The 23821-nt window shown below is 71.8% G+C and carries 18 protein-coding genes; 6 read left to right on the forward strand and 12 right to left on the reverse strand.

Annotated features, from left to right (window positions below; genetic code table 11):
* Window positions 1-90: 90 nt before the first annotated feature.
* Genes FY030_RS00365 through FY030_RS00375 form a run of 3 tightly spaced genes read right to left on the reverse strand, consistent with a single transcriptional unit; the run spans window position 91 to window position 3775 of the window.
* Window positions 91-1323: a cytochrome P450 gene (locus FY030_RS00365; RefSeq protein WP_158059778.1), complete on the reverse strand. Its 1233-nt coding sequence runs from the start codon at window positions 1321-1323 to the stop codon at window positions 91-93.
* Window positions 1320-3011 carry an FAD-dependent oxidoreductase gene (locus tag FY030_RS00370; protein WP_158059779.1) on the reverse strand — a complete coding sequence of 564 codons (1692 nt, stop codon included), beginning with the start codon at window positions 3009-3011 and terminating at the stop codon, window positions 1320-1322. The genes FY030_RS00365 and FY030_RS00370 overlap by 4 nt, the downstream gene beginning before the upstream one ends.
* A gap of 44 nt (window positions 3012-3055) precedes the next feature.
* Window positions 3056-3775: a methyltransferase domain-containing protein gene (locus FY030_RS00375; RefSeq protein WP_158059780.1), complete on the reverse strand. Its 720-nt coding sequence runs from the start codon at window positions 3773-3775 to the stop codon at window positions 3056-3058.
* A gap of 96 nt (window positions 3776-3871) precedes the next feature.
* On the opposite strand from FY030_RS00375, the gene FY030_RS00380 reads away from it, so the two are divergent.
* The 5 genes from FY030_RS00380 (at window position 3872) to FY030_RS00400 (ending at window position 8339) form a co-directional block, all read left to right on the forward strand.
* Window positions 3872-4816, forward strand: coding sequence for an ABC transporter ATP-binding protein (locus FY030_RS00380; protein ID WP_238348479.1), 945 nt, complete (start codon window positions 3872-3874; stop codon window positions 4814-4816).
* A 2-nt stretch (window positions 4817-4818) separates the two neighbouring features.
* Window positions 4819-6006, forward strand: coding sequence for an ABC transporter permease (locus FY030_RS00385; RefSeq protein ID WP_192498660.1), 1188 nt, complete (start codon window positions 4819-4821; stop codon window positions 6004-6006).
* A complete protein-coding gene (locus FY030_RS00390; protein ID WP_158059782.1) occupies window positions 6003-7133 on the forward strand; it encodes an ABC transporter permease in 1131 nt (376 codons plus the stop codon). The genes FY030_RS00385 and FY030_RS00390 overlap by 4 nt, the downstream gene beginning before the upstream one ends.
* 4 nt (window positions 7134-7137) lie before the next feature.
* Window positions 7138-7713 (forward strand): phosphotransferase family protein, encoded by a 576-nt coding sequence (locus FY030_RS00395; protein WP_192498661.1) that lies wholly within the window; start codon window positions 7138-7140, stop codon window positions 7711-7713.
* 95 nt (window positions 7714-7808) lie between these two features.
* A complete protein-coding gene (locus FY030_RS00400) occupies window positions 7809-8339 on the forward strand; it encodes a dihydrofolate reductase family protein (protein WP_158059784.1) in 531 nt (176 codons plus the stop codon).
* 16 nt (window positions 8340-8355) lie between these two features.
* Here the strand turns inward: FY030_RS00400 and FY030_RS00405 are convergent, their stop codons facing one another.
* The 3 genes from FY030_RS00405 to FY030_RS00415 are packed head-to-tail and all read right to left on the reverse strand — an operon-like array spanning window position 8356 to window position 13337.
* Window positions 8356-9474 carry a lycopene cyclase family protein gene (locus FY030_RS00405; protein ID WP_158059785.1) on the reverse strand — a complete coding sequence of 373 codons (1119 nt, stop codon included), beginning with the start codon at window positions 9472-9474 and terminating at the stop codon, window positions 8356-8358.
* Between the two features lie 48 nt (window positions 9475-9522).
* Window positions 9523-11592 carry an ABC transporter ATP-binding protein gene (locus FY030_RS00410; protein WP_192498662.1) on the reverse strand — a complete coding sequence of 690 codons (2070 nt, stop codon included), beginning with the start codon at window positions 11590-11592 and terminating at the stop codon, window positions 9523-9525.
* A complete protein-coding gene (locus tag FY030_RS00415) occupies window positions 11589-13337 on the reverse strand; it encodes an ABC transporter ATP-binding protein (RefSeq protein ID WP_158059786.1) in 1749 nt (582 codons plus the stop codon). The genes FY030_RS00410 and FY030_RS00415 overlap by 4 nt, the downstream gene beginning before the upstream one ends.
* Window positions 13338-13576: 239 nt before the next feature.
* Here FY030_RS00415 and FY030_RS16990 point away from each other — a divergent pair, with 239 nt between their 5' ends.
* Window positions 13577-17248, forward strand: a complete 3672-nt coding sequence (locus FY030_RS16990; protein ID WP_158059787.1) for a S8 family serine peptidase — start codon at window positions 13577-13579, stop codon at window positions 17246-17248.
* 110 nt (window positions 17249-17358) lie between these two features.
* On the opposite strand, the gene FY030_RS00425 is transcribed toward FY030_RS16990, so the two are convergent.
* The 6 genes from FY030_RS00425 to FY030_RS00450 all read right to left on the reverse strand — a co-directional run bounded on the left by FY030_RS00425 (window position 17359) and on the right by FY030_RS00450 (window position 23722).
* Window positions 17359-18387, reverse strand: coding sequence for an ArsA family ATPase (locus FY030_RS00425; RefSeq protein WP_158059788.1), 1029 nt, complete (start codon window positions 18385-18387; stop codon window positions 17359-17361).
* An 87-nt stretch (window positions 18388-18474) separates the two neighbouring features.
* Window positions 18475-18750 carry a cory-CC-star protein gene (locus FY030_RS00430; protein ID WP_158059789.1) on the reverse strand — a complete coding sequence of 92 codons (276 nt, stop codon included), beginning with the start codon at window positions 18748-18750 and terminating at the stop codon, window positions 18475-18477.
* Between the two features lie 40 nt (window positions 18751-18790).
* Complete coding sequence (locus FY030_RS00435) at window positions 18791-20566, reverse strand: carbon starvation CstA family protein (protein ID WP_158059790.1); 1776 nt, start codon at window positions 20564-20566, stop codon at window positions 18791-18793.
* A gap of 126 nt (window positions 20567-20692) precedes the next feature.
* On the reverse strand, window positions 20693-21511 hold the full coding sequence (locus tag FY030_RS00440; protein WP_158059791.1) for a DUF4097 family beta strand repeat-containing protein: 819 nt from the start codon (window positions 21509-21511) through the stop codon (window positions 20693-20695).
* 46 nt (window positions 21512-21557) lie between these two features.
* Window positions 21558-22211, reverse strand: a complete 654-nt coding sequence (locus tag FY030_RS00445; RefSeq protein ID WP_202879789.1) for a response regulator transcription factor — start codon at window positions 22209-22211, stop codon at window positions 21558-21560.
* A gap of 62 nt (window positions 22212-22273) precedes the next feature.
* On the reverse strand, window positions 22274-23722 hold the full coding sequence (locus FY030_RS00450; RefSeq protein ID WP_192498663.1) for a sensor histidine kinase: 1449 nt from the start codon (window positions 23720-23722) through the stop codon (window positions 22274-22276).
* Window positions 23723-23821: the final 99 nt, after the last annotated feature.

Consider the following 23821-nt stretch of genomic DNA (forward strand, 5'->3'; position numbering starts at 1 on the left):
ACCGCCGGCACCGCTCGGGTGCGGCTCAGGTGCGGCTCAGGTGCGGCTCGCCGCCGTGTCGCGTCGACGATCAGCAGAGGGCGGCGCGCCTCAACCCGTAGACGACGGCTCCGTCAGCTGGAGCTCCAGACCCCGCAGGGTGTAGCCCTCGATGAGGTCGTCCCAGCCCAGCTCGGGCTCCCGCACCACCTGGGGCCGCGTGGACAGCAGCGCGTGCAGCAGGACGTCGGACTCCAGCATCGCGAGCGGCTGACCGGGGCACTTGTGCTCGCCGTCACCGAAGGCCAGACCGGCCGGGTTGACGCCGGTCGGCAGCTGCCGGCCGGGGCACAGGTCAAGCGGGTCCGGGCCGACGACATCGGGGTCGACGTTGGCCGAGCGGATGCACACGTCGATGAGATCCCCGGGGACTACGACGTCAGCGGGCTGCCCCTCGTGCCCCCCGATCGGGACCTCCATCTGCGCCCGCCGGTAGAGGTGACCGACGACCGGCTCCAGCCGGATGATCTCGTGCAGGATCGCCATCCGAGTGGCCTCCTCACCGGACAGGTAGGTCTCCAACAGCTCCTCGTCGGCCAGCAGGTGCCAGGCCGCAATCGTGATGAACTCCCTGGTCGTCACCATGCCCGCGGTGCCGTAGGTGACGCACTCGACCAGGATGTCGGTGTTGCTGTACCCCTCGGCGATGAGGTGGCTGATGATGTCCTCGCGCGGCTGTCGGCGCCGCGAGCGCACGGCCGGCCGCACGTCGTGCCACCAGAACCGGATCACCGGGAGCAGCCCGTTGACCGCCGCAGAGGCCCACTGCCGCCCGCTCCGGCCCAGGTCCGCACGGGTGATGTCGAAGGGCGGCTGGTTGAAGAAGGTGACCAGCCGCCGCGCCATGCGCGGCACTGAGGACTCGGTGAGGCCGACCACCTTGGCGGTCACCTCGACCGTGTAGTCCAGCGCCAGGTCGTCCAGCCGGCAGCTCCCGGCCCGGGTCGCCTCGCCGAGCAGCCGGTCCGCCGACGCCTGCATCAGCCCGGGATAGCGGTCCTGGACCACCTTGGGCGCCAGGAAGCGCGCCACCTTACGCCGCTGATCGTCGTGCAACGGCCCGTCCGAGACGAGGATGGGGTGCAGCTTGAGCCGCTGGGGGATCTTCTCGGCGGTGAAGCCGGCCTGGGTGGTGGCGTGGCGGGCGCGCAGCACCTGCCGGGCCTCGCGCAGCCCGCGGACCCGCCAGATTGCGCTCACCCCGCTGCCGCCGTCCGGGTCCTCACGCTCCAGGGTCGGGGTGCTCGGCTCGCCCGGGCGGACGGCCCGCCGCCGGTCGGTCATCGGCCGGGCTGGATGGCCTGCGGAGCCTGAGCAACTCGCCTCCCGGCACCCGACCAGACCGGTATGCGGCCACGCACCGCGCGCCCCAGCCTGGCCACGGCCGAGCGGGGCCGGCGCAGGATGCCCTCGAGGGGCACCGTCCAGATGTCCTCGCCCCGGACCCCCCAGCCGGCCAGCAACTGGTTGGCAGCCAGCACGCCGGTCACGGCGGCCCGCTCCATGAGCGCGATCGGCCAGTCGACCCTCAGCCCGTCGCCGGCGAGCACCAGACCGGGGTAGGGGGTGTCGACCGTCAGCCGCTCCCGCCAGGGGCCGGTGCCGACCAGGCCGCAGTCGTCGTCGACGAGCAGCTCCTCGTGCACCACACCCAGGCCTGCGGTCTCCGGGTAGACGTTGTGCATCGCGGTCATCAGCCGTTCCCGCAGGCGCCTGAGGTTGAGTCCGTGCGGGCTGTCCCCCGCCAGGTCGGCGTCACGGGTGGGGTCGGCCGCATAGGCGTGCAGCTCCACCACCGATCCGCCGTGCTCGTCGGCCCAGCTCGCCGCCCCGTCCTCGAACCGTTCCAGCACGGTGACGTTGTCGAGGATGTCGTAGCCGCTGGTGCCGAGGAAGGCCTCCCGGTCCGGGGTCACCTTCCCGTCCAGCCATAGGCGCAGCACCGCGAACGGCGGTGCGTTGCTCCCCGCCTGCGCCCGGCGGTGCCAGTCCTGCTGGGCGGAGTTCTTGGCGGACAGGTCGGCCGTCAGCGATCGGGTCGCCCGTGGGTCGGTCGCCAGCACGACCGCATCCGCGAGGAGCACGTCCTCGCCGCCCCCGTCCCCCTCGCCCGGCTCGGTCCGCGGGCCGGGCTCGGTGCGCACTAGCCATACCCCGTCCTCGTCCTGCGTGAGCGAGCCGACCCGCTCCCCCAGGCGGACGTCGACGCCCAGCCCGGTCAGGTAGCGACCCAGCGGCGCCCACAGGGCGGTGTCGTAGTCGTCGTCGGGGACGTCGAAGAGCAGCCCCTCGGAACTGCCCGTGAAATAGGTGTGGAACATCCCCACCAGCTCCCCGGCACCGAACTCGCTGGGGTGGGCGAAGAAGGAACGGGCGAAGACCTCCAGCGCCAGGTGGCGGGCGCCGTCGGGGAACCGCAGTCGGTCCAGGAAGTCCTGCGCGGACTCACCGTCATAGCGCTCGTGGCTGGCGGGGTAGGAGACGTCGATGAGCTCCAGCGCGCTCGGCAGGTGCACCGCGGGCAGGGCCGAGACCGGGAAGGTAGGGCTGCGCAGGACGAAGGCCGCCAGGTTGGCCGGTGGGGTCACGGGCAGGGCGGCGAAGGAGTCGGTGAGCCCGTCCCCGCGGCGCAGGGGGTAGTCGGGCACCGGCACCAGCCGGGACAGCGTTGGGTCCGCGCGGCGCAGCAGGGAGCGCAGCGTGTAGTACTGCCGGAAGAAGGCGTGGAAGCCGCGACTCATCGTGCGGCCGTCGCCCAGCGACCACGCCCGGACCCGTCCGCCCAGCTGCTCGCACGCCTCGACGAGGGTGACCTGCACGCCGCGCTCGGCGAGCACGGCCGCGGAGGCCAGCCCGGCGATGCCACCGCCGACCACGACAACGTGCCGCGCCTCGGTCAGGCGTGCGGCACCGGGGGCGGCGGGGTGACGGACTGCGCCGCGGTCACGGCCGGGGGGAACGGTGCGGGCCATGGTGGTCCTCTGCTTCGATGGAGTGGGCGTGTCGGGCGGCCGGGTCAGTCCGGGCGGCGGGCCAGGACGGTGTGCAGGATCCCGCGCTGCCAGCCGCGGGCGGTGCTCCACGTCTGCTCGGTCAGCCCGGCCCGGTCCAGGCGGGCGGAGAGCTCGAGGGTGCTGTCGTTGGCCAGCACGCTGCGCCACAGATAGCGGTAGATCGCCGGGTTGCCGCGCAGCACCACCGCCAGCGGCAGCACCACGCCCCAGCAGACGAGGGTCCACACCGTGCTCGCCACACCGTCGCCTTTGACGTGGTAGTCCTGCAGCGCCACCCAGCCGCCGGGGCGCACCTGGTCGTGGATGGCGGCCACCGTGGCATCGCGCTGGTCCTCCGGCACGTTCCTCATCAGGTATGCCGCGAACGCCCCGTCGGCAGGCCCGTCCAGCTGCTCGCTCGCGACCTGGGGCAGGTCCTGGGCGTAGGCCTGCACGAACCGGACCCCCGCCGGCCAGTCCTTGCCGCGCGCCTGCTCCAGCATCCCGGGGGAGGCGTCCAGACCGACGACTGTGGCGTCCGGCCCGGCCGCGTCGACGAGTGCCTGCGTGGACAACCCGGAGCCGCAGCCCAGGTCCCAGAGGCGCAGCGGAGCCGAGGACCCCCGCAGCCTCGTCACCAGCGCCGTGGCCGCGTTGCGCAGCGCCCCGTGATAGCCGGGGTTCAGCCTCGTCAGCACGTCGTAGCGTCCGGCGGCGCGGTCGAACTGCTGGGCAAGCTGCATACCGAGCAGCCTAGTAGGGCCGGGGGGATAACCCCGGCGCAGAACGGGGTGAAGCCCCCCCGCTCGGCCCCGGCCGGGGGAGTTAATGTGAGAGGTGTGACGAGCACCCCCGCGCTGGAGGCGACCGGCCTGGTTCACCATTTCGGATCCTTGATCGCGGTGGACGAGGTGAGCCTGCGGATTGAGCCCGGTGAGACCGTCGGCCTACTCGGACCGAACGGGGCCGGCAAGACGACGACGATCTCGATGATGGCCGGGCTGCTCACACCGGACGCGGGCAGCGTCCGGGTCGCCGGCCGCTCCATGCTCAAGGAGCCGATGCAGGCCAAGCGCCACCTGGGGCTGGTGCCCCAGGAGCTGGCGATCTACCCCGAGATCTCCGCGCGTGACAACCTGCGTTTCTTCGGCCGTCTGCAGGGTCTGCGCGGCACGGACCTCAGCCGCAGGGTCACCGAGGTGCTGGAGCTGGTGGGCCTGCAGGACCGGGCCAAGGGGCCGGCCAAGGAGTTCTCGGGCGGGATGAAGCGTCGGCTTAACATCGGGATCGGGCTGCTGCACCGGCCGACCCTGCTCATCCTCGACGAACCCACGGTCGGGGTGGACCCGCAGTCGCGCAACGCCATCCTGGAGTCGGTGGAGGCCCTGACCGAGGAGGGCATGGCGGTGCTCTACACGACCCACTACATGGAGGAGGCGCAGCGGCTGTGTGACCGGATCGCGATCATGGACGCGGGCCGGGTGCAGGCGGAGGGCACCCGCGAGGAGCTGGTGTCCTTGACCGGGGGCGCCGACACCATCACGCTCACGGGAGCCGGTGAGGTCGCGGAGGCCGAGACGGCCGTCGCCGCGCTGCCACAGGTGCAGCAGGTCGTCCGCGACGGCTTCTGCCTGCACCTGACGGTGCGGGGTGCGGCCGCGGTGGTCACCCAGGTGGTGACCGCCGCGACCCGGGCCGGGATGGAGCTGGAAGATGTCCAGATCAGTCGCCCGGACCTGGAGTCAGTCTTCCTGCACCTGACCGGCAAGGCGCTGAGGGACTGATGGTGGCCCGGGCCCTGCTGACCCTGGTCGCGCACGACGTGCGCCAGCACCTGCGCGACCGCTCGATGCTGCTCTTCGCGCTGGTCATCCCCTTAGCCCTGGCCTTCGTCTTCTCCCTGGCCTTCGCGGGGCTGGACGATGTCGAGCTCGACCCCGTGACTGTGGCGGTGGCCGCGCCCGAGGGTGACGAGCCGGCGGCGGCGGTGACGGGGACGCTGCAGGCCCTGCCCGAGCAGGCCCTGCCGGTGACGGTGCTGACCGCTGTGGCCGAGGAGGTGCCGGCCCTGGTGGAGGCCGGCGAGGCAGGGGTCGGTGTCGTCCTTCCGGAGGGCTTCGGGGCCGCGATGTCCGGCGGCGCGACGCCAGGCTCCGACGTCATCGTCCGGGTCGGCCCGGACGCCGGCCTGTCCGGCGACGTGGTCGCCGACATCGTCCGCTCCACCGTCGCGCAGATGGACGCCGACGCGGCAGCGCTTGCGGCCACAGCCGAACGGGCCGACCTGTCCGAGCAGGAGCTGGGCGCACTCGCCCAAGAGCTGGGTCAGTCACGACCCGAGCTGGCCTGGACGAGCAGCCAGGTCAGGGGTGAGAGCCTGTCGCTCACCTCCGGCATCGTCTCCGGGCAAGCCGGAATGTTCCTGTTCTTCACCGTCGGCTTCATCGTGCTCACCCTGCTGACCGAGCGCGAGTGGGGGATCCTGGGGCGGTTGCGTTCGCTGCCCCTGCCGCGGTGGCTGGTGCCCGCGGCCAAGGCCGTGGTCGCCGTGCTGCTGGGCGTGGCTTCGACCAGCACCATCTTGCTGGCGGGGACAGCCCTGCTCGACGGCGTTCACTTCGGCTCCTGGTGGGTCGTGCTCCCGCTCGTCGTCGCGGTCGTCGTCGCCGCCACCTCAGTGATGTTCATCATCCTCAAGGTCGCCCGCACCCCCGAGCAGGCCAGCCTGGCGCTGTCGGTCATCGCGATCAGCCTCGGCGTCGCGGGGGGCAGCTTCTTCCGCCTGCCCGTCGACGGCTGGGTCGCCCAGGTGGTGCAGATCAACCCGGTCGCGGCCCTCGGGCGAGGGCTGGGCATCAGCGCCGGCGGCGGGGGCCTGGCCGACCTGACCCCGGTGCTGCTCACCCTGATCGCCTTCACCGCGGTGGCGCTGCTCGTCGCGCGGGTTCTCCCGAGCCGGAAGGATGCCCTGTGAGAGTCGTCCTCGCCCTGGCGGCGCTCGAGCTGCGCCGCTTCCTCTCCGACCGGTTCAACCTCTTCTTCGTCCTGGCCCTGCCGCTGATCCTGGTGGCGGTCCTCGGCCTGCAGTCCGGGCAGGGCCCGGTGGGCCGCGTCGCGCTCGGGGGCGAGGGCCCCGTGGCCGAGGACATCGGCGCCCAGCTCGGGGCGGTGGGGATGGAGGTCGACCGTCACCCTGGCCGCCAGGGGACCGTGCGGTCGGTGGGCGACGGCGCGGCCGACCTGGGCGTGGTCGTTGGCCTCGAGGACCCGTGGCAGGTGGAGCTGGTGTCCGTCGGCGAGCCCCACCCCGGTGTCGAGCTCATGGTCCGGGCCGCGGTCGACGAGGTCGCCGTCGGGGCGGCCCGGGTCGAGGCCCTGACCCGGGCGGGCGTGGACCCCGACGAGGCGGAGCAGGTGGCGGCCGGGCCGCCCGAGCGGGAGCCAGTCCGGGTGCGGGTCGAGAGTGACAACGCCCTCACCGAGGAGTTCGCCGACGTCGGCCGGTTCGAGGTGGGGGCCAGCGCGCAGATGCTCCTGTTCGTCTTCCTCAACACACTGGGTGCCTCCAGCGCGATGATCCAGGCCCGCCGCAGCGGAGCCGTTCGTCGCGGGCTCGCGGCGCCTGTGACCGCGGGCCAGACGGTCATCGGGCTGGCCCTGGGCCGTCTCGTCATCGCGCTCTTCCAGGCCGGGTGGATCATCGGCATGTCCAGCCTGCTCTTCGGCGTGGGCTGGGGGTCCATGTCCAGCGTCCTGGTCGTCGTGGCCCTCTTCGGGCTCATCGCCGCCGGCCTGGCGATGGTGGTGGGCGTGGTCATGGACGCCGAGGGTCCCGCCAGCGGGGTGACCGTTGGTGCCGGGATGATCCTGGCCGCCGTCGGCGGCTGCATGGTGCCCCTGGAGCTGTTCACCGACGGCCTGCGCCGGGTCGCCATGTTCACGCCGCACGCCTGGGCCTACGAGGCGCTGGCCGAGATCCAGCGCCGTGACGCGGGTGTCCTGGACGTGCTGCCGCAGCTGGCCGTGCTGGCTGGGATGGCCACGGTGGTGCTGGTGGCCGGGTCCGTCCTGCTGCGCCGCAGTCTGGTCAGGGCCATGTGAACCGGTGGACGTGCCCGGCCTCACCAGGACCCAGCACGAGCTGCGCGGCCACCGAGAGCTCACCGCGCCGCTCCTGACCGACCGGCGGGTCCCCCGGCTCGTCCAGCTCCACGGCCAACCCGGGCGACCCAGCAGCACCTGGCTCGCCGAGCGCCGCGACCGGGCGCTGCGGTGGCTCACCCACCCGCACCGCATGCCCCACGACGTGGTGGAGCGCGTCCGGGCCTTCGGGTGCGCGGACGGGCAGGTCGACCTGGTGCCCACCCACGGCGACCTGTCGCCCCGCAACTGGGTCGTCCACGACGGCGTCATCTCCTTCATCGACCTGGGCCGGGCCGACCTGCGCCCGCGGGCGACCGACCTGTTCCGGCTGCAGGACCGGTCCTGGCGGGGCCGGCCCGACCTGGAGCGGGCCTTCTTCACCGGGTATGGCGCAGACCCGCGGGACGTGTGGTGGTGGCCCAGCCTCGTGCTCGCCGAGCACATCGGCACGGCCGTCTGGGCCCACCAGGTCGGGGACGAGGCGTTCGAGGCCAAGGGCCTGCGCGGCCTGCGCGAGGTCTTCCCCGCCGGTCCCTGAGCCGACGTCCTCCCCGCCCTTGCCAGGCCGGGCAGGTCAGGAGCACGATGCACGTAGGCCCGGTGGGCGGGTCGTGGCGAGGAAAGGGGGCCATGATGGCCCGGCTCGTGTTCGGGATGAACCAGTCCCTGGACGGATACGTCGACCACACGGAGTTCGCGCCGGATTCCACATTGTTCCGGCACTTCGTCGATGAGGCCAGGGGGCAGACGGGTTCTCTCTACGGCCGCCGGACCTATGAGCTCATGCGCTACTGGGAGGAGGACGACCCGCGGTGGGGCACCGACGAGCAGGCCTTCGCCGCCGCCTGGCGGGCCCAACGCAAGTGGGTGGTCTCCAGGTCGCAGGCGCCGGTCGGTCCGGGCGCCGAGCTGCTCAAGGGCGACCTCGCGGACGGGGTTCGCCGGCTCAAGGCCGAGCACGAGGGGGAGATCGAGGTGGCCGGCCCCGTCCTGGCGGGCTTCCTGACCGATCTCGGCCTGATCGACGAGTACCGGATCTACCTGCACCCGGTGGTGCTGGGTGGCGGCGCGCCGTACTTCACCGGCCCCCGTCCGCCGCTGCGGCTGCAGGACCACCGCAGGGTGGGCCAGGACGTCGTGCGGCTGTCCTACGTGCCCGCCTGAGACTGTTGACCGGTGCTCACCGGCCCAGCGTGGCCCGGGCCAGCTCCAGCTGGGAACGCGGCGGCATCCGGGTGAACATCCCCCACATCGAGGCCGCCATGCCGCCCGCCCGGGCCTCGCGCGACCAGAAGGCCCGCTGCCGCGCCCCCGGCAGCCGCCCGAAGGCGTCGAAGAGGTCCAGGGTGCCCTCGACGTCCAGGCGCAGCAGGGCCCGCAGACCCGCCTCCCGCACGGCGTCGCTCGGGCCCAGCGGGTCGACCTGCCGGGGCACACGCCCCTGCACGATCCGCGCGGCCAGGGCGTCGGCGCTGAGCAACGAGTGGGTGACGGAGTAGCCGGTGACAATATTGCCCCCGCGCCCCGCGGTCCCCACCGCGAGGACGCCACCTGGCGGCTTGCGACCGCGGCCACGCATCGGGATCCGGACCACCTCCCGGGCGAGCGGCTCCTCGATCGCCGAGGCGCCCATCCCGCGCGCGAGCAGCCGGCGCCGCAGCCGGGCCTTCAACTCCTCGACCGGCAGGCCGGGAGCCGCGGCCAGGCAGGTCTCCTCCAGCAGGACCGTGCCGTCCCCGAGGGGTATGGCGTACAGGAAGGTGGCCGGCCCCCGTCCCCGCGTCGAACCGGGCGGCGCCCAGTCGGTGCGCCAGTCCATGATCAGCCCCTCGGCGCCGCCCAGGGCCGGCGCGGCCTCGGCCGCGGGCACGACGATCCCGTAGGCGGTCTGGGCGGGGGCAGGGTCCGTCGACCGCGGCCCCGCGGGCCGGGCGCCCCGTGCGTCGACGACCACGGCCGCCTCCCGGCGCAGGGCCACGACCTCCTCGTCGGTCAGCCGCTCGGCCCGCACCTGCGCCCCCTGCAGCGGCAGGGCGCGCTGGAGGGCGGCGTTGTCGAGCACGGCATACCGGCGCGGCAGCACGTGGTGGCCGTGCGCACGGATCTCCGGGCGCCGGATCAGGGAGCGGATCACCCCCGCGGGGGTATCACCGAGGTCCTCGGCCCACACGCCGTAGGTCGGTGTCCACACCGCCTGCGGTCGCGGGTCCACTGCCAGCACGGACGCGCCCCGGGCCACCAGCCGCGAGGCCAGCGCGCGTCCCGCCGGGCCCAGCCCGACGACGGCCACGTCGACCATGGCTCACCTCCTGCCCCAGACCCTATGCGGCCGGGTGGGCCGGACAGCTCAGCCCTGCGGCGGACCCCCGTCGACACCGTCCACCGCGACGGCGGCCCCGGCGAACTGGGCCCGGTGCAGGCGGGCGTAGGCGCCGTCGGCTGCGAGCAGCTCCTCGTGGCTGCCCTGCTCGACGATGCGCCCTTGCTCCATCACCAGGATGAGGTCCGCATCGCGAATGGTGGACAGCCGGTGGGCGATGACGAAGCTGGTGCGGTCGGCACGCAGCCGGGCCATCGCCTCCTGCACGAGCAGCTCGGTGCGGGTGTCGACCGAGCTGGTCGCTTCGTCCAGGATGAGCAGCGAGGGCTGGGCGACGAAGGCCCGGGCGATGGTGATGAGCTGGCGCTCGCCGGCCGAGACCGTGGAGCCCCCGTCGTCCAGCACCGTGTCGTAACCCTCGGGCAGGTGCTGCACGAAGCGGTCGACGTAGGCCGCCTCGGCCGCGGCCCGGACGTCCTCGCGCGAGGCGCCAGGCCGGCCGTAGGCGATGTTCTCGGCGATCGTCCCCTCGAACAGCCAGGTGTCCTGGAGCACCATGCCGACCCGGGAGCGCAGATCCTCGCGCGTCATCGTGGTGATGTCCCGGCCGTCCAGGGTGATCCGTCCGCCCTGCAGCTCGTAGAAGCGCAGGATGAGGTTGACCAGGGTGCTCTTCCCGGCACCGGTCGGCCCGACGATGGCCACCGTCTGGCCCGGCTCGGCGACCAGGGAGAGGTCCTCGATGAGCGGTTGCTCGCCGTAGGAGAAGGTCACGTCCGCAAAGACGATGCGGCCGCTGCCCGCCTGCCGCCCGGCCGGCTCGGCGTCCGCCGGGTCCGGCACCTGCCGCTGGGCGTCGAGCAGCTCGAAGACCCGCTCGGCGGAGGCCACCCCCGACTGCATGAGGTTGGCCATCGAGGCCACCTGGGTCACCGGCTGGGTGAACTGACGGGAGTACTGGATGAAGGCCTGCACGGAGCCGAGCGAGAGGGAGCCGGTGGTCACCCGCAGCCCGCCGACGACGGCGACCAGCACATACCCCAGGTTGCCGATGAGGAACATCGCCGGCATGATCACGCCGCTCATGAACTGGGCCCGCCAGGTCACGTCGTAGAGCTGGTCGTTGGTCTGCCGCATCGAGGCGGAGAGCTCCTGACGCCGCCCGAAGACGGTGACCAGCTCATGACCGGTGAAGGCCTCCTCGATCTGCCCGTTGAGCGTGCCGGTCCGGGCCCACTGGGCCTTGAAGAGCTTCTGGCTGCGACGGGCGATGAGGATCGTGACCAGCACCGAGACCGGGATGGTGGCCAGCGCGATCAGGGTCAAAATCGGACTGATCCACAGCATCATGGCCAGGATCGCGGCCACGGTGACCAGCGCGTTGAGCAGCTGCCCGAAGGTCTGCTGCAGGGTTTGCTGCAGGTTGTCCAGGTCGTTGGTGACCCGGGAGAGGATCTCCCCGCGCGGGCGGCCGTCGAAGTAGGCCAGCGGCAGCTGGTGCAGCTGGTCCTCGGCGTCGCTGCGCAGGTCGCGCACCGTCCACATCGAGATCCGGTTGACCAGCCGCGTGCTGACCCACATCAGCAACGCCGACCCGGCGTAGAGCGCGACCACCAGCAGCACCGTCCGACCGACGGCGCCGAGGTCGACACCCCGCCCAACCACCAGGTGGGGGGTGCCCTCGATCATCTCGGCAAAGGTCGACTGACCCTGGGCACGCAGCCCTTCCGCGGCCGCGTCGACACTGGTCCCCTCGGGGAAGGCCTCGCCGAGGCGGTTGCCCAGGTAGCCGGCGAAGATCACGTCGGTGGCCCGCCCCAGCACCCGTGGCCCGAGGGTCGAGAGCAGGACGGCACCCACGGTCAGCAGGACCGAGAGGGCGATCAGCATCCGGTATGGCCCCAGCCGGCCGAGCAGCCGCTTGGCCGAGCCGGCGAAGTCGCTGGGCTTCTCGACCGGCACCCCCATCCCGCCATGCCCGCCGGGCCGGGGACCGCGCGGACCACCGCCCGCCGCGTCGCCTGGAGGCCGGGTGGGAGCGCCCTGCTCGCCCTGTCCGCCCTGGGCCGTCCCTTCTTCTGGTTCCTGCCTGCTCATGCCGCCTCCCCGCCTCCGTGCTCCTGGGACCGGACGATCTCGGCATACGTCTGGTTGGTCTGGAGCAGCTCGCGGTGGGTGCCCAGACCGATGATCCGGCCGGCCTCCAGCACCACGATCTGGTCGGCGTCGACGATCGTGCTGATGCGCTGGGCGACCACAATCATCGTGGCGTCGCGGGTCGTGGGTGCCAGCGCGGCACGGAGGCGGGCATCGGTGGCCAGGTCGAGGGCAGAGAAGGAGTCGTCGAAGAGGTAGATGTCGGGCTGGGCGACGAGGGCCCGGGCGATGCACAGGCGCTGGCGCTGTCCGCCCGAGACGTTGGTGCCACCCTGCGCGATCGGGTGCTCCAGGCCGTCGTCGTAGGCGGCCACGAAATCCTGCGCCTGAGCGATGCGCAAGGCCCCCCAGAGCTGCTCATCAGTGGCGTCGGGGTTGCCGAAGCGCAGGTTGGAGGCGACGGTGCCGGAGAAGAGGTAGGGCCGCTGCGGCACCAGGCCGACTCGCGTCCACAGGTCCTCGGGGGCCAGGTCCCGCACGTCGACGCCGTCGACCCGCACGCTGCCTCTGCTGACATCGGCGAGGCGGGGGATGAGCCGCAGCAGCGTGGTCTTGCCCGAGCCGGTGCCGCCCACGATGGCCGTGGTGGTGCCCGGCCGGGCGGTGAAGGCGATGTCCTTCAGGACGGCCGCCTCGGCCCCGGGGTAGGTGAAGCCGACCCCCTCCAGCTCGACCGTGCCGGGTCGGCCGTCCGACGGCTGACCGGGGGTCGCGGGGACCTTCGGCGCGACAACGGTGGTGCGCGTGCCCAGGACCTCCTGGATCCGCCCGGCCGAGACCGCCGCCCTGGGCAACATCGTGGCCACCATCGTCGCCATCATGATCGACATGAGGATCTGCATGAGATAGCTGATGTAGGCGGTCAACGCCCCCACGTCCATCACGCCGGCCTGCACCCGCTGCGCGCCGAACCAGATCACGCCCACGCTGGAGAGGTTCATCACCAGCATCACCGTCGGGAACATCAGCGCCATCAGGTCCCCGACCGACAGGCCGATCCTGGTCAGCTCGGTGTTGGTCTTTCGGAACCGCTGCGTCTCTTCGCGCTCACGGGTGAAGGCCCGGACCACCCGTACGCCGCTGATCTGCTCGCGCAGCACCCGGTTCACCGCGTCCAGCTGCTTCTGCTGGGCCCGGAACAGCGGCACCATCCGCCAGATGATCAGGCCCATGACCAGCAGCAGCACGGTGACCCCGACAGCGATGAGGGGAGAAAGCCCCACGTCCTGCCGGATCGCCATGATCACGCCACCGACGCCGGTGATCGGTGCCGCGACCAGCATGACCAGGGCCATGAAGGTCACCTGCTGCACCTGCTGGACGTCGTTGGTGCTCCGGGTGATCAGCGTGGGCGCGCCGAACTGCCCCAGCTCGCGCGAGGAGAAGCTCAGCACGCGGTCGAAGACACCGGCCCGCACGTCGCGGCCGACCCCCATCGCCACCCGGGCGGCGGCCCAGGTGGCGGCGATCTGGGTCAGCGCCTGGACCGCGCTGACCCCGAGCATGACCGCGCCCAGACGCCAGATCAGCGCGGTGTTCCCCTGGGCCACCCCGTCGTCGATGATGTCGGCGTTGAGGGAGGGCAGCAGGAGCGCGGCGATCGCCGCCACCAGCTGGAGCACCAGCACCGCGGCCACCAGACCTCGGTAGGGCCGCAGGTGGTGGCGCAGGAGACGAAAGAGCACCGGATGATTGTGTACCCCAGGACTGACAGTCCTCGGCAGCCGCCCTTTCCTGTGACGTGAGTTACCTCTGTGGCATGTGTGACTGAGGCGCCGAGACCTGAGGGCTAGCGGTGATTGACCTGTGATCTGATCGTGATGGAATCGTGATTCTTGGGGGGTCACATCTGGGGGAGCGCAGCCTAGGGTCAAGGGGTGCTCGCCGTCCGGGCGACGCACCGGAGATCAAAGGAGATTCATTCGTGAGCTCACCTACGCCACGGGGTTCGACCCCGCGTCGTGCTCTCTCGGGTGTCGCGGTCGTCGCGCTGACCGGAGCCATGCTGGCTCCGCTCGCAGCGTCGGCCGACGACGACGCCTACCTTGGTGCGGGGTCCCCCGCGCCGGAGAGCAAGATCCAAGACGGCGGCCTGACCGGCGCCGATCTCGTGCCAAACAGCTACTTCGTCCAGCTGGCCGCCCCGGCGACCACCGAGGGTGGCTCCCCCCGGGTGATCCAGAGCCAGCGCGAGCAGTTCCTGGCCCACGCGCAGTCGGCTGGTGTCTCGGTCGAGGTGACCAGCGAGTACGACACGCTGTGGAACGGCCTGGCAGTCACCGCAGACGCCGGCTCCCTCACCTCCCTGGCGACCTCCAGCGTGGTTGAGGCGATCTTCCCCATCGGGCTCATCGAGGCCCCGGAGCGGCCGAGCGGCGGCCACCACGCCCCGCAGATGCACTCCGCCGTGGGCATGACCGGCGTGGACCGGGCGCACGAGCTCGGCTACACCGGCGAGGGCCTGCGGATTGGCATCATCGACACCGGTGTCGACTACGACCACCCCGACTTCGGCGGTGGGGGCACCCCCGACGGTGACACCTTCCCGACCGAGCGCGTCGCCTACGGTTACGACTTTGTCGGCGACAGCTTCAACGCCGCCCCCAGTGACCCGGCATACCAGCCGATCCCGATGCCCGACGAGGACCCGGACGACTGCCAGGGTCACGGCACCCACGTGGCCGGCATCTCCTCGGCCGGTGGCGAGGTCGTGGGTGTGGCCCCCGACTCGATCATCGGGGCCTACCGCGTCTTCGGCTGCGCCGGCTCGACGACGGCCGAGATCATGCTGCACGCGATGGAGAAGTCCCTGGAAGACGACATGGACGTCGTCAACCTGTCCATCGGTTCGGCCTTCTCATCCTGGGCCGAGTACCCGACCGCCCGTGCCACCGACGCGCTGGCCCGCGAGGGCGTGGTCGTCGTGGCCTCGATCGGCAACTCCGGCGCCAACGGTCTCTACTCCGGCGGCGCCCCCGGCGTCGGCCGGGACACCATCGGAGTCGGCTCGGTCGACAACGTCTCGGTCCGGTCCAATGCCTTCCTGGACGAGGACGGCGAGCCGGTGCCCTACACCACGAGCACCCCGGCTCCGACCCCGCCCACCGAGGGCACGGCGCAGCTGCTCGCCTTCGCGGAGCCCGGCACCACGGCTGCCCAGCACTGCGAGCCCTTCTCCGAGGAGGAGGCCGCGCAGATCGAGGGCAACTGGGTGCTGATCCAGCGCGGTGAGTGCACCTTCCACAGCAAGGCGCTCAACGGTCAGAACGCCGGCGCGGCCGGTGTGGTGATCTACAACAACGCGGCGGGCGCGCTGAACGCCAGCGTCGCCGGAGACCCGCCGATCACCGTGCCGGTCATGGGCGTCATGCAGCAGGACGGCAGCCGGCTCGCCACGGAGGCGCTCGCCTCGGACGGTGTCACCATCACCTTCACCGACGAGCAGGCCGAGGCCCCGAACCCGTCCGGTGGCCTGATGAGCTCGTTCAGCTCCTTCGGCACCACCGCTGACCTGATGTTCAAGCCGGACGTCTCCGCGCCCGGTGGCTCGATCTACGCGCCGTACCCGCTGGAGGACGGTGGCTACGCCACCCTCTCCGGCACCTCGATGGCGGCCCCGCACGCGGCCGGCGCCGCGGCGTTGCTGCTCGAGGCCCACCCCGACCTGAGCGTCGAGGACGTCAAGCTGCGGCTGCAGAACTCCTCGACCCAGGTGGGGCTGAGCATCGCGCCGACCGCGGGTCTTGAGGTCGTGCACCGCCAGGGCAGCGGCCTGATCCAGGTCGACCGGGCGATCGAGGCCGACGTCACCGCCGAACCGGGGCTGGTCCAGCTGGGCCAGCAGCTCGCGGGTGAGACCTCCACCAACACGGTGACGGTGCACAACCACACCGGCGAGGAGATCACCTACACGGTGACCCACGAGGGTGCTGTGTCCACCTCGGGCACCGCCAACGTCTTCGGCTACTGGCTGGTCGAGGCCGACGTCGAGCACCCGGAGTCAGTCACCGTCCCCGCGAACGGCTCGGCGGAGCTGACCTTCGACGTCACCTCCCCGTCGCTGGAGGGCGAAGAGGGTGACCCGATGGACCCGACCTTCGGTGGCTACCTGCACCTGACCGAGGGCGAGGACTCCCCGGCCTACTCGATCGCCTACGGCGGGTCGGCCTTCGACCTGCAGGACATCGAGGTGCTGGCCGACATGATCGACGGTGACGGCAACGTCACCCAGGAGCTCCCGGCGCTGGTGACCGTCGAGTCCTGCGCGTTCTGGAGCGGCATCGACTGCGTCGACCCCAACGTCGTCTACACCCCCGTCGATGAGGACTACGTCTTCACGATGGCGCAGGGCGAGCACCCGGTCTTCGCGATCCACTTCGAGCACCAGGCCCGCAACATGACCTGGGAGGTCTTCGCGGCCAACGAGGACGGCACCGCTGGGGAGTCCCTCGGCACCGTCTCCTCGGTGGACTACCTGGCCCGCAGCTCCACCCGCAACGCCATCACGGGTTACGCCTGGGACGGCATGGTCATGACCGACAACGGGGCCCGCGAGCGGCTGCCCTCCGGTGACTACGTGATGCAGATCGACGTCACCAAGGCCAGCGCCTGGAACGACGACCGTGAGCCGGGCGTGGAGTCCTACACCAGCCCGGCGTTCACGATCGACTGGTCCGACGAGGGCCTGGTGGACTCCCCGGTCGTCACCCGCGTCGAGGGTCACGATCGTTACGCCACCGCCGCCGAGCTCGCGGTGACGCGCTTCGAGCCCGGTGTGCAGACGGTCTTCATCGCCAACGGGCTGAACTTCCCGGACGCCGTCGCGGGCGGTGCCCTCGCGGTGGCCGAGGAGGGCCCGGTCCTGCTGACCCGTGCGGACGAGCTGCCCGGTTCGACCCGGATGGCGCTGCGGGACCTGGCGCCGGACCGGATCGTGGTCCTCGGTGGCGACACCGTCGTCACCGACGACGTCATGGAGGAGCTGGCGGACTACACCGACGACGTCGACCGCGTCGCCGGTCATGACCGCTACCGCACGGCGGCGGCCATCTCCCAGGAGTGGGAGAGCTCGGACATCGTGCTCATCGCCAGCGGCATGGACTTCCCGGACGCACTGTCCGCGGCGGCCGCTGCCGGCGTCGAGGGCGCACCGGTGCTGCTGACCCGTCAGCACGGGCTGCCCGGCGCGACCATGAACGAGCTGGAGCGGCTCGACCCGTCGACCATCTACGTCATCGGTGGTGAGACCGCGGTCTCGCAGACCGTTGCCGAGCAGGCTGGCGGCTATGCCGACGTGGTTCGCCTCGGTGGCCTGGACCGGTACCGCACCGCCTCCACGGTGGCTCAGGAGTTCTTCTCCTCGCCGACCGCCGAGGCCTTCCTGGCCACGGGCAGGGACTTCCCCGACGCTCTCGCTGCGGCTCCGGCTGCCGCGCTGAACGGCGGACCTGTCCTGCTGACCCGCCCGGACTCGGTGCCGGCGGCCACCATGACCGCTCTGGACGCCCTGCGCGCCCAGGCGATCACCCTGGTGGGTGGCTTCGACGCCATCGCCCTGCAGGTGCAGGAGGGCCTGGGCGAGTACGTCTACGAGTGAGGTCTGACCTCTCTGGTTGACGACCCGCTCAGCGGGTAGGACAACTCGGAAGCCCCCCGGTCCACTGTGGTCCGGGGGGCTTCCTCATGGCTGGGTCGCGGTGGCGCCTTCTAGACCAGGTGCTCGGCAAGCCGGTCCAGGCCGGTCTCCCCCAGGACCTCGCCCGGCAGGAGGGGCACCTGCAGCAGCGGCAGGTCGGGCAGGGCGCGGGTGAGCTGGTCGACATATCCTTCCTCGACCTCCCGCCGCGCGGCCAGGAGGGGGCCGGCCTCGGCGGGCGAGCGCTTGTTGACGACCAGGGCTCCTACGTGCATGCTGGCCCGCAGCAGCGACTGCTCCAGCTCGATGGTCTCCAGCACCGGCAGCCGCTCGGCGGCCAGCACGATGACGAAGGCGGCCTGCTCGCGGTCCTGGAGGACCTCACGCAACGCCCGGAAACGACCCTGCCGACGGTCCAGGACGGCGCGGATCTCGGCATCGCGACGAGCCCGCCGATCGTCGGTCCGTCGGCCGACCCGACGGCTGCCTGCAAAGCTGCCGACGATCTCTGCCGCCCGTTGGTCACCGGCGTCGGGCTGCCGGTCCAGTCCCCGCAGGGCCGCGCCGAACCTTGCCGAGCGGTCCTGGCGTCGGAGCAGGCCCTCGGTCCATGCCTGCATCAGCTCAGGGAGCGCCATCAGCCGTGAGGTGTGGCCGGAGGGTGCGGTGTCGAAGATGACCAGCTCATCCGGGGCCCGCTGCTCGATCACCTCGGCGACCCTCTCGAGCACGGCCGCCTCGTGCGTGCCGGGAGCCTCGCGGGCCAGCTCCAGATGCCTGCGGACCTCGCCCTGCAGGTGCTCAGGCATCATCCGCTCCATCGTGGCGCGGACCGCCCGGAGGTGCTCGTCGGTGGTGCGGGCGGGGTCGATCTCCATCCCGCGCAGCAGGGGCGCCAGCTCGACTGGCGCGTCGCCGACCCGGCGCTGCCACAGGTGCCCCAGGTTGTGGGCAGGGTCGGTAGAGACCACCAGGGTCCGGCGGCCGAGCCGTGCCTGCTGCAGTGCCAGGGCCGAGGCCACGGCGGTCTTCCCCACGCCCCCCTTGCCACCGACGAAGAGCACGTCGCGGCTGGCTGCGAGCTGGGTCAGATCGCTCATGCAGGTCTCCGAGGTGGGGGTAGGTAGCTGGGCGGTGCGGGCAGTCGAAGCGGTGCGGGCAGTGCAGCGCGGCGCGGAGGTGTCCGGTCAGCAGCAGGAGAAGTGGTCTAGCGGGCTGCGGTCCATGCCCATGCGCCGGTGCCAGTCGTGGAACTGGTCGTAGACCACTGGCAGCAGCTCGACCGTGTAGTAGCTGGCCGGGTTCGGCACCCCCAGCGCCTCCGCCAGGACGATCACCAGGAAGAGGTCGTCCTCGTCCTGCTGCGCCCGCGCGAAGGTCTGGCGGTAGGGCCCGGCGTAGAACTCCCGCAGCCCCGCCACCACCTCGGCGAGGCGGTTGCGGGGCTGCGGGGGCTGGCTCATCTGTTCAGGGTATGCGGTGGGGCCGCCACCCCTCGACCGGTCAGGGGGCCGGGGGCGGCGTCCCCTCCTGCGGGTGCCCCTGGCCCGTGGAGCTTCCGCCCCGACGGGGAGCGCTGCCGGCGGCGACGGCCTCCATTTCCAGGGCCAGCTCCTGGTCGTCGTCCCCGGGGTAGGCACGGGCGCTCTTCATCGCGATGAACGCCTCCACGATGACCCACAGCGCGGAGATGAGGATGACGATGTCGAGGACGAGCAGCAGCCAGTCGCGCTGCTCCCAGAAGGTCCCCAGCTGCACCAACAGTGCATAGATGGTCATCGCCCCCAGGAAGACGAGAGGGATGAGCGTCGGCAGCGGACTGCGGCCGCGACGGAGCAGCATGATCGTGACGATCGACAGCGTCAGCGCGGCCAGAAGCTGGTTGGTGGTGCCAAAGAGCGGCCAGATCCGCATGCCACCGGAGCCGTCCGCGCCGGCGCCGAAGGTCAGCGCCAGGCCGACGCCGACCGCGATGACGGTGGCGAGCATGCGGTTGAGGTTGACCCCCGCGATCTGCCCGATCTCCTGGATCACGAACCGCTTCAGCCGCACGCCGGTGTCCATGGTCGTGGCCGCGAAGAGGATCGCGGTGGTCGCGATGATCGTGGCCGCGAGTGACTGTGGCAGCCCTAGCCCCGCCTCGACGATCCGGCCGCCGCCCTGCACGAACGCGTTCACGCCGCCGTCGTTGAAGGCCTGGTAGGTGTCCTCCCACTGGGCCAGGGTCGCGAAGCCGGCGGTGGTGGCGATGATGGAGCCCAGGGCGAGCAGACCCTCGCCGACCGCGCCGAAGTAACCGACGAAGCGGGCGTCGCCCTCTTTGGCCAGCTGCTTGGAGCTGGTGCCGGAGGAGACCATGCCGTGGAAACCGGAGATGGCGCCGCAGGCGATGGTGACGAACAGCAGCGGCACGAGCGAAGGTGTGCCCTCGGGCAGGTTGGTGTTGTAGGCCGGGGCGACGACCTCCGGGCGGGCGATGAGCACCGAGCCGTAGAGGATGCCCAGGGCGATGAACAGCTGCAGACCGTTGATGTAGTCGCGCGGCTGCAGCAGCATCCACACCGGCAGCATCGAGGCGACACCGGCGTAGAGGAACAGCAGGATGATCCAGACCGAGCGGTCCGGCAGGCCCAGCACCGTCTCGGGCAGGGCCAGCGGCACGTTGTCGCCGAGCAGGATCAGGCCGTAGAGCGCGACGACGCCGACGACCGAGACCAGCGGCAGGCTCCACTTGAGGCGGTAGATGGCCTGCCCGATGGCCAGTGCCACCAGCAGGGCACCCCAGGTCGGGATGACCGCCGTCGGCGTGCCGACCAGCAGGTTGGAGATCACGACCGAGAAGGCTGCGTTGACCATCAGCAGCACCAGGAAGATCACGACGAGGAACAGGTTGCGGCCACGCGCCCCGATGTAGCGGCCGGACAGGGCGCCGATCGACTGGCCACGGTTGCGGATGGAGGCCCACAGCGCGCCCAGGTCGTGCATGCCGGCGAAGAAGACCGTGCCGATGGTGACCCAGAGGAAGGCGGGCAGCCATCCCCAGATCACCGCGACGGCGGGCCCGACGATCGGCGCGGCTCCGGCGACCGAGGTGAAGTGGTGGCCCCACAGCACGTACTTGTTGGTCGGGACGTAGTCGACGCCGTCATCCAGCATGACGGCCGGGGTGGGTCGGGAGTCGTCCAGGGCGTAGATCTTCTCCGCGAGAAACTTGGAGTAGAGGGCGTACCCCGCAAGGACCATCGCCGCGCCGATGAGGGCGAGAGTGAGCGAGTTCATGGCAGTTCTCTCCGGTGAGGGGGCAAGCGAGCGACGCCCCGACCGTAGCGGTCGCCGGCGGAGCAGTCAGACCGCCGTCCACATCGTTATCAACTTGTAACGTCAGTCACTCACGTCACACACGTCTCAGCCGACCGGCACCATCCGGATGGTGCCCAGGCTCGTCCGTGCCCGGAGGGTATGCGGTGCGGCCGGGTCGCGGGAGACCCGGATGACCTCGTCGCCGAGGCTGGTCTCGCTGTCCACGGCGTAGGACACCCCGCCCGGCATCTCCAGGTGAACGTCACCCAGGCTGGTGGTGGCCGACACCAGGGCGGGGGGTTCCTGGGGTTGCACCCGGATGGTGCCGAGACTGGCCTCGGCCAGCACCGTCTGGGGGGTGCCGCTGACCTGGATGTCGCCCAGGTCGGTCTGCACCTCGACCTGGCCGGGGTCGCCGCCGACCGTCACGTCGCCCATGCTGCTGAGCACGGTGACGTCCCCGGTCGAGATGATGTCCACGTCACCCAGGGAGGCCCGCACCTCGACCGCGGTGCCGGGCGGCACGGACAGCTCGACGTCGGCGGCGCAGTTGCCCCAGTTGCCGCCCGGGCACGGCGCGGAGACGACCAGTTGCTCGTCGGGGCCCTGCCCCACCCGCAGCTCGGGCTCCCGGAAGGACCACCGGGAGTTCAGCGTCACGGTCGGGGACTCGCCCGCCCGGATCTCCCGGACCACCACGTCCCCGCGGCCACCCTCGACCAGTACTGTGCCCGTCTCCTCGAGCGTGTCCAGGGATGCGCCCTCTAGCGCCTGCACGCTCGTCGCCTCCTGCCGCGCCATGCTCGGCACCAGGGACAGGCTCGACCCGGTGATCATCACCGCGGCGACCAGTACGCCGACCCCGCGCAGCACGCCATACCCGGGCCGCGAGCTGCGCACCCGCGCCGGGGGAAGGCTCGGCATGCCCCGAGCCGCTTGCTCCGGGCTCGGGCGCCCGGTCCGGACCCGCTCACTCACCGCCGTGCTCCAGCCACTGCAGCACGGCCAGCACGCGCCGGTGGTCGTCCCCGGTCGGCGGCAGCTCGAGCTTGGTGAAGATCGAGGAGACGTTCTTCTCCACGGCGCCCTCACCGATCCACAACTCGCGGCTGATCGCAGAGTTGGTCCGGCCCTGCGCCATGAGCCGCATGACGTCCCGCTCGCGCGGTGTAAGCCGCTCCAGGGGGTCGACATTGCGGGCGCGCGACATCAGCTGACCGATCACTTCGGGGTCCAGGGCGGTGCCGCCGCCGGCGACCGTGCTCAGCGCCTCCACGAACTCGCTGGTGTCGGCGACGCGGTCCTTGAGCAGGTAGCCGACCCCCCGGGGCCGCCCGGCGAGCAGCTCGGTGGCATAGCGCTCCTCGACGTACTGGCTGAGCACGACCACCCCGGTCGTGGGCAGCTCCTCGCGCACCACGAGCGCGGCCTGCAGGCCCTCGGCGGTGAAGGTGGGCGGCATGCGGACATCGACGACGACCAGGTCGGGGCGGTGCTCACGCACCGCGGCGAGGAAGCTCTCGGCGTCCGGGCAGGCGGCGACCACGTCGAAACCGGTGGCGGTGAGCAGCCGGACGATGCCGTCCCGCAGCAGCACCGAGTCCTCGGCGAGAATGACGCGCAGGGGCCGGGCCTGCCCGTCGGGCGCGTCTTGTCCGGCGGGTCCGTTCGCCTGTGGGTATGCGGTCATCGCTGTCCTCCGGCCAGGCTCAGCGGCAGGGTGATGGCCACGGTGGTGCCGGTGCCGACCGGGGAGTGCACGTGCACCTGACCGTCCACGGCAGCGACCCGCTGCCGCAGCCCCGTCAGCCCGGTGCCCGCCCCGACGACCGCACCGCCTCCACCGTCGTCGGTGATGGTCACGGCCAGCAGGTCGCCGTCCAGCCCCCGGGCGGTGCCCAGCTCGATCGTGGCCCGGGAGGCGCCGGAGTGTTTGGTGACGTTGGTCAGCGCCTCGGAGATGCAGAAGTAGGCGATCGCCTCGACGGTCGGCTCCAGGCGGCCCGAGGGCAGCCGCGAGGTGACCGTGACCGGCACCGGGGAACGGTCGGCCAGGGCGGAGACGGCGGCGTCCAGGCCCCGGTCGGCCAAGATCGGCGGGACGATCCCGCGCGCGACCTGGCGCATCTCGGTGATGGCCTCCTTGCTGGAGGCGTGCGCCTCGTCCAGCAGGTCGCGCACGAGGCGTGCGGCCGCGGGATCGTCGGGGTTGCGGTCGAGGGCGTCCCGGGCCAGCCCGAGGTTCATCGCCACCGAGACCAGCCGCTGCTGTGGACCGTCGTGCAGGTCCCGCTCGATCCGGCGGCGCTCGCCCTCGACGGAGTCCAGGGTCTCGGTGCGGGTCGTGGTGAGGGTCTGCACCCGCTGGCTCATGGCCCGCAGCTGGGTCTGCGGGTCGGAGCCGATCAGCCACCGGGCCAGGGCCACGTCGACACCGGCGAGCCCGCGGGCCGCGGCGGGCACCAGCGCGAGCAGCAGCAGCCCGAGACCGCACAGCAGGCTCAGGGAGAGCGGTCCTGTCGAGACGGGGATGGCCCACAGCACCCATACCCGCGGCACCGTCCAGCCCCACAGCGGCAGGGAGGCCAGGATGAGCGCCTGCGACGCCAGCGTGAGCAGGAGGCTGGCACTGACCAGCCCCCACAACGAGTGCAGGCCCGCCCAGCCCAGCGACTTGAGCCGTGGCTGGTCCAGGCCAAGTGTGCGCAGCCACGGCGGGGCGGACGACGGGGCCGGATCGCCGATGTCGATCCCGAGGAAGGCCGCGATCCGGTGCCGTTCGACCCGAGCCAGACCCCAGGCGCCCCAGATCGCCGGGGTGAGCAGCAGCATGCCCACACCGATGGCGGGCAGGGAGAAGAAACCCGCGATCGCGAGCGACACCAGCACGATCGCGGCCACGGCGGTGAACACGCTGGTCGTCACGTGCGCCACCGACCACAGGGCGGTCCTGCTGCGCTCACCCCAGGACCACACGTGCCGCTCACCCGGCCGCGAGCCCGGCGCGTCGCCGGGAGCAGTCTGTGCCGTCTCCGCCGCCCCGGCGGCGCGGAGCTGGCCGGGGGCGCGGTCATCCTGCCCGTCCCAACCCTCGCCGGGGCCGGTCAGCCGGGGCAGGGCAGGAGGATCTTGCATGCGTAGACCAGGGGCTGCATAGGGGGGTAGTCCGCCGGACGCGGGAAGTGCGGGGCTGCTCATGAACACCACCGTAGTGACCCCCAACACCCCCCGACA

Source organism: Ornithinimicrobium pratense (genome assembly GCF_008843165.1).
Classification (GTDB): Bacteria; Actinomycetota; Actinomycetes; order Actinomycetales; family Dermatophilaceae; genus Ornithinicoccus; species Ornithinicoccus pratensis.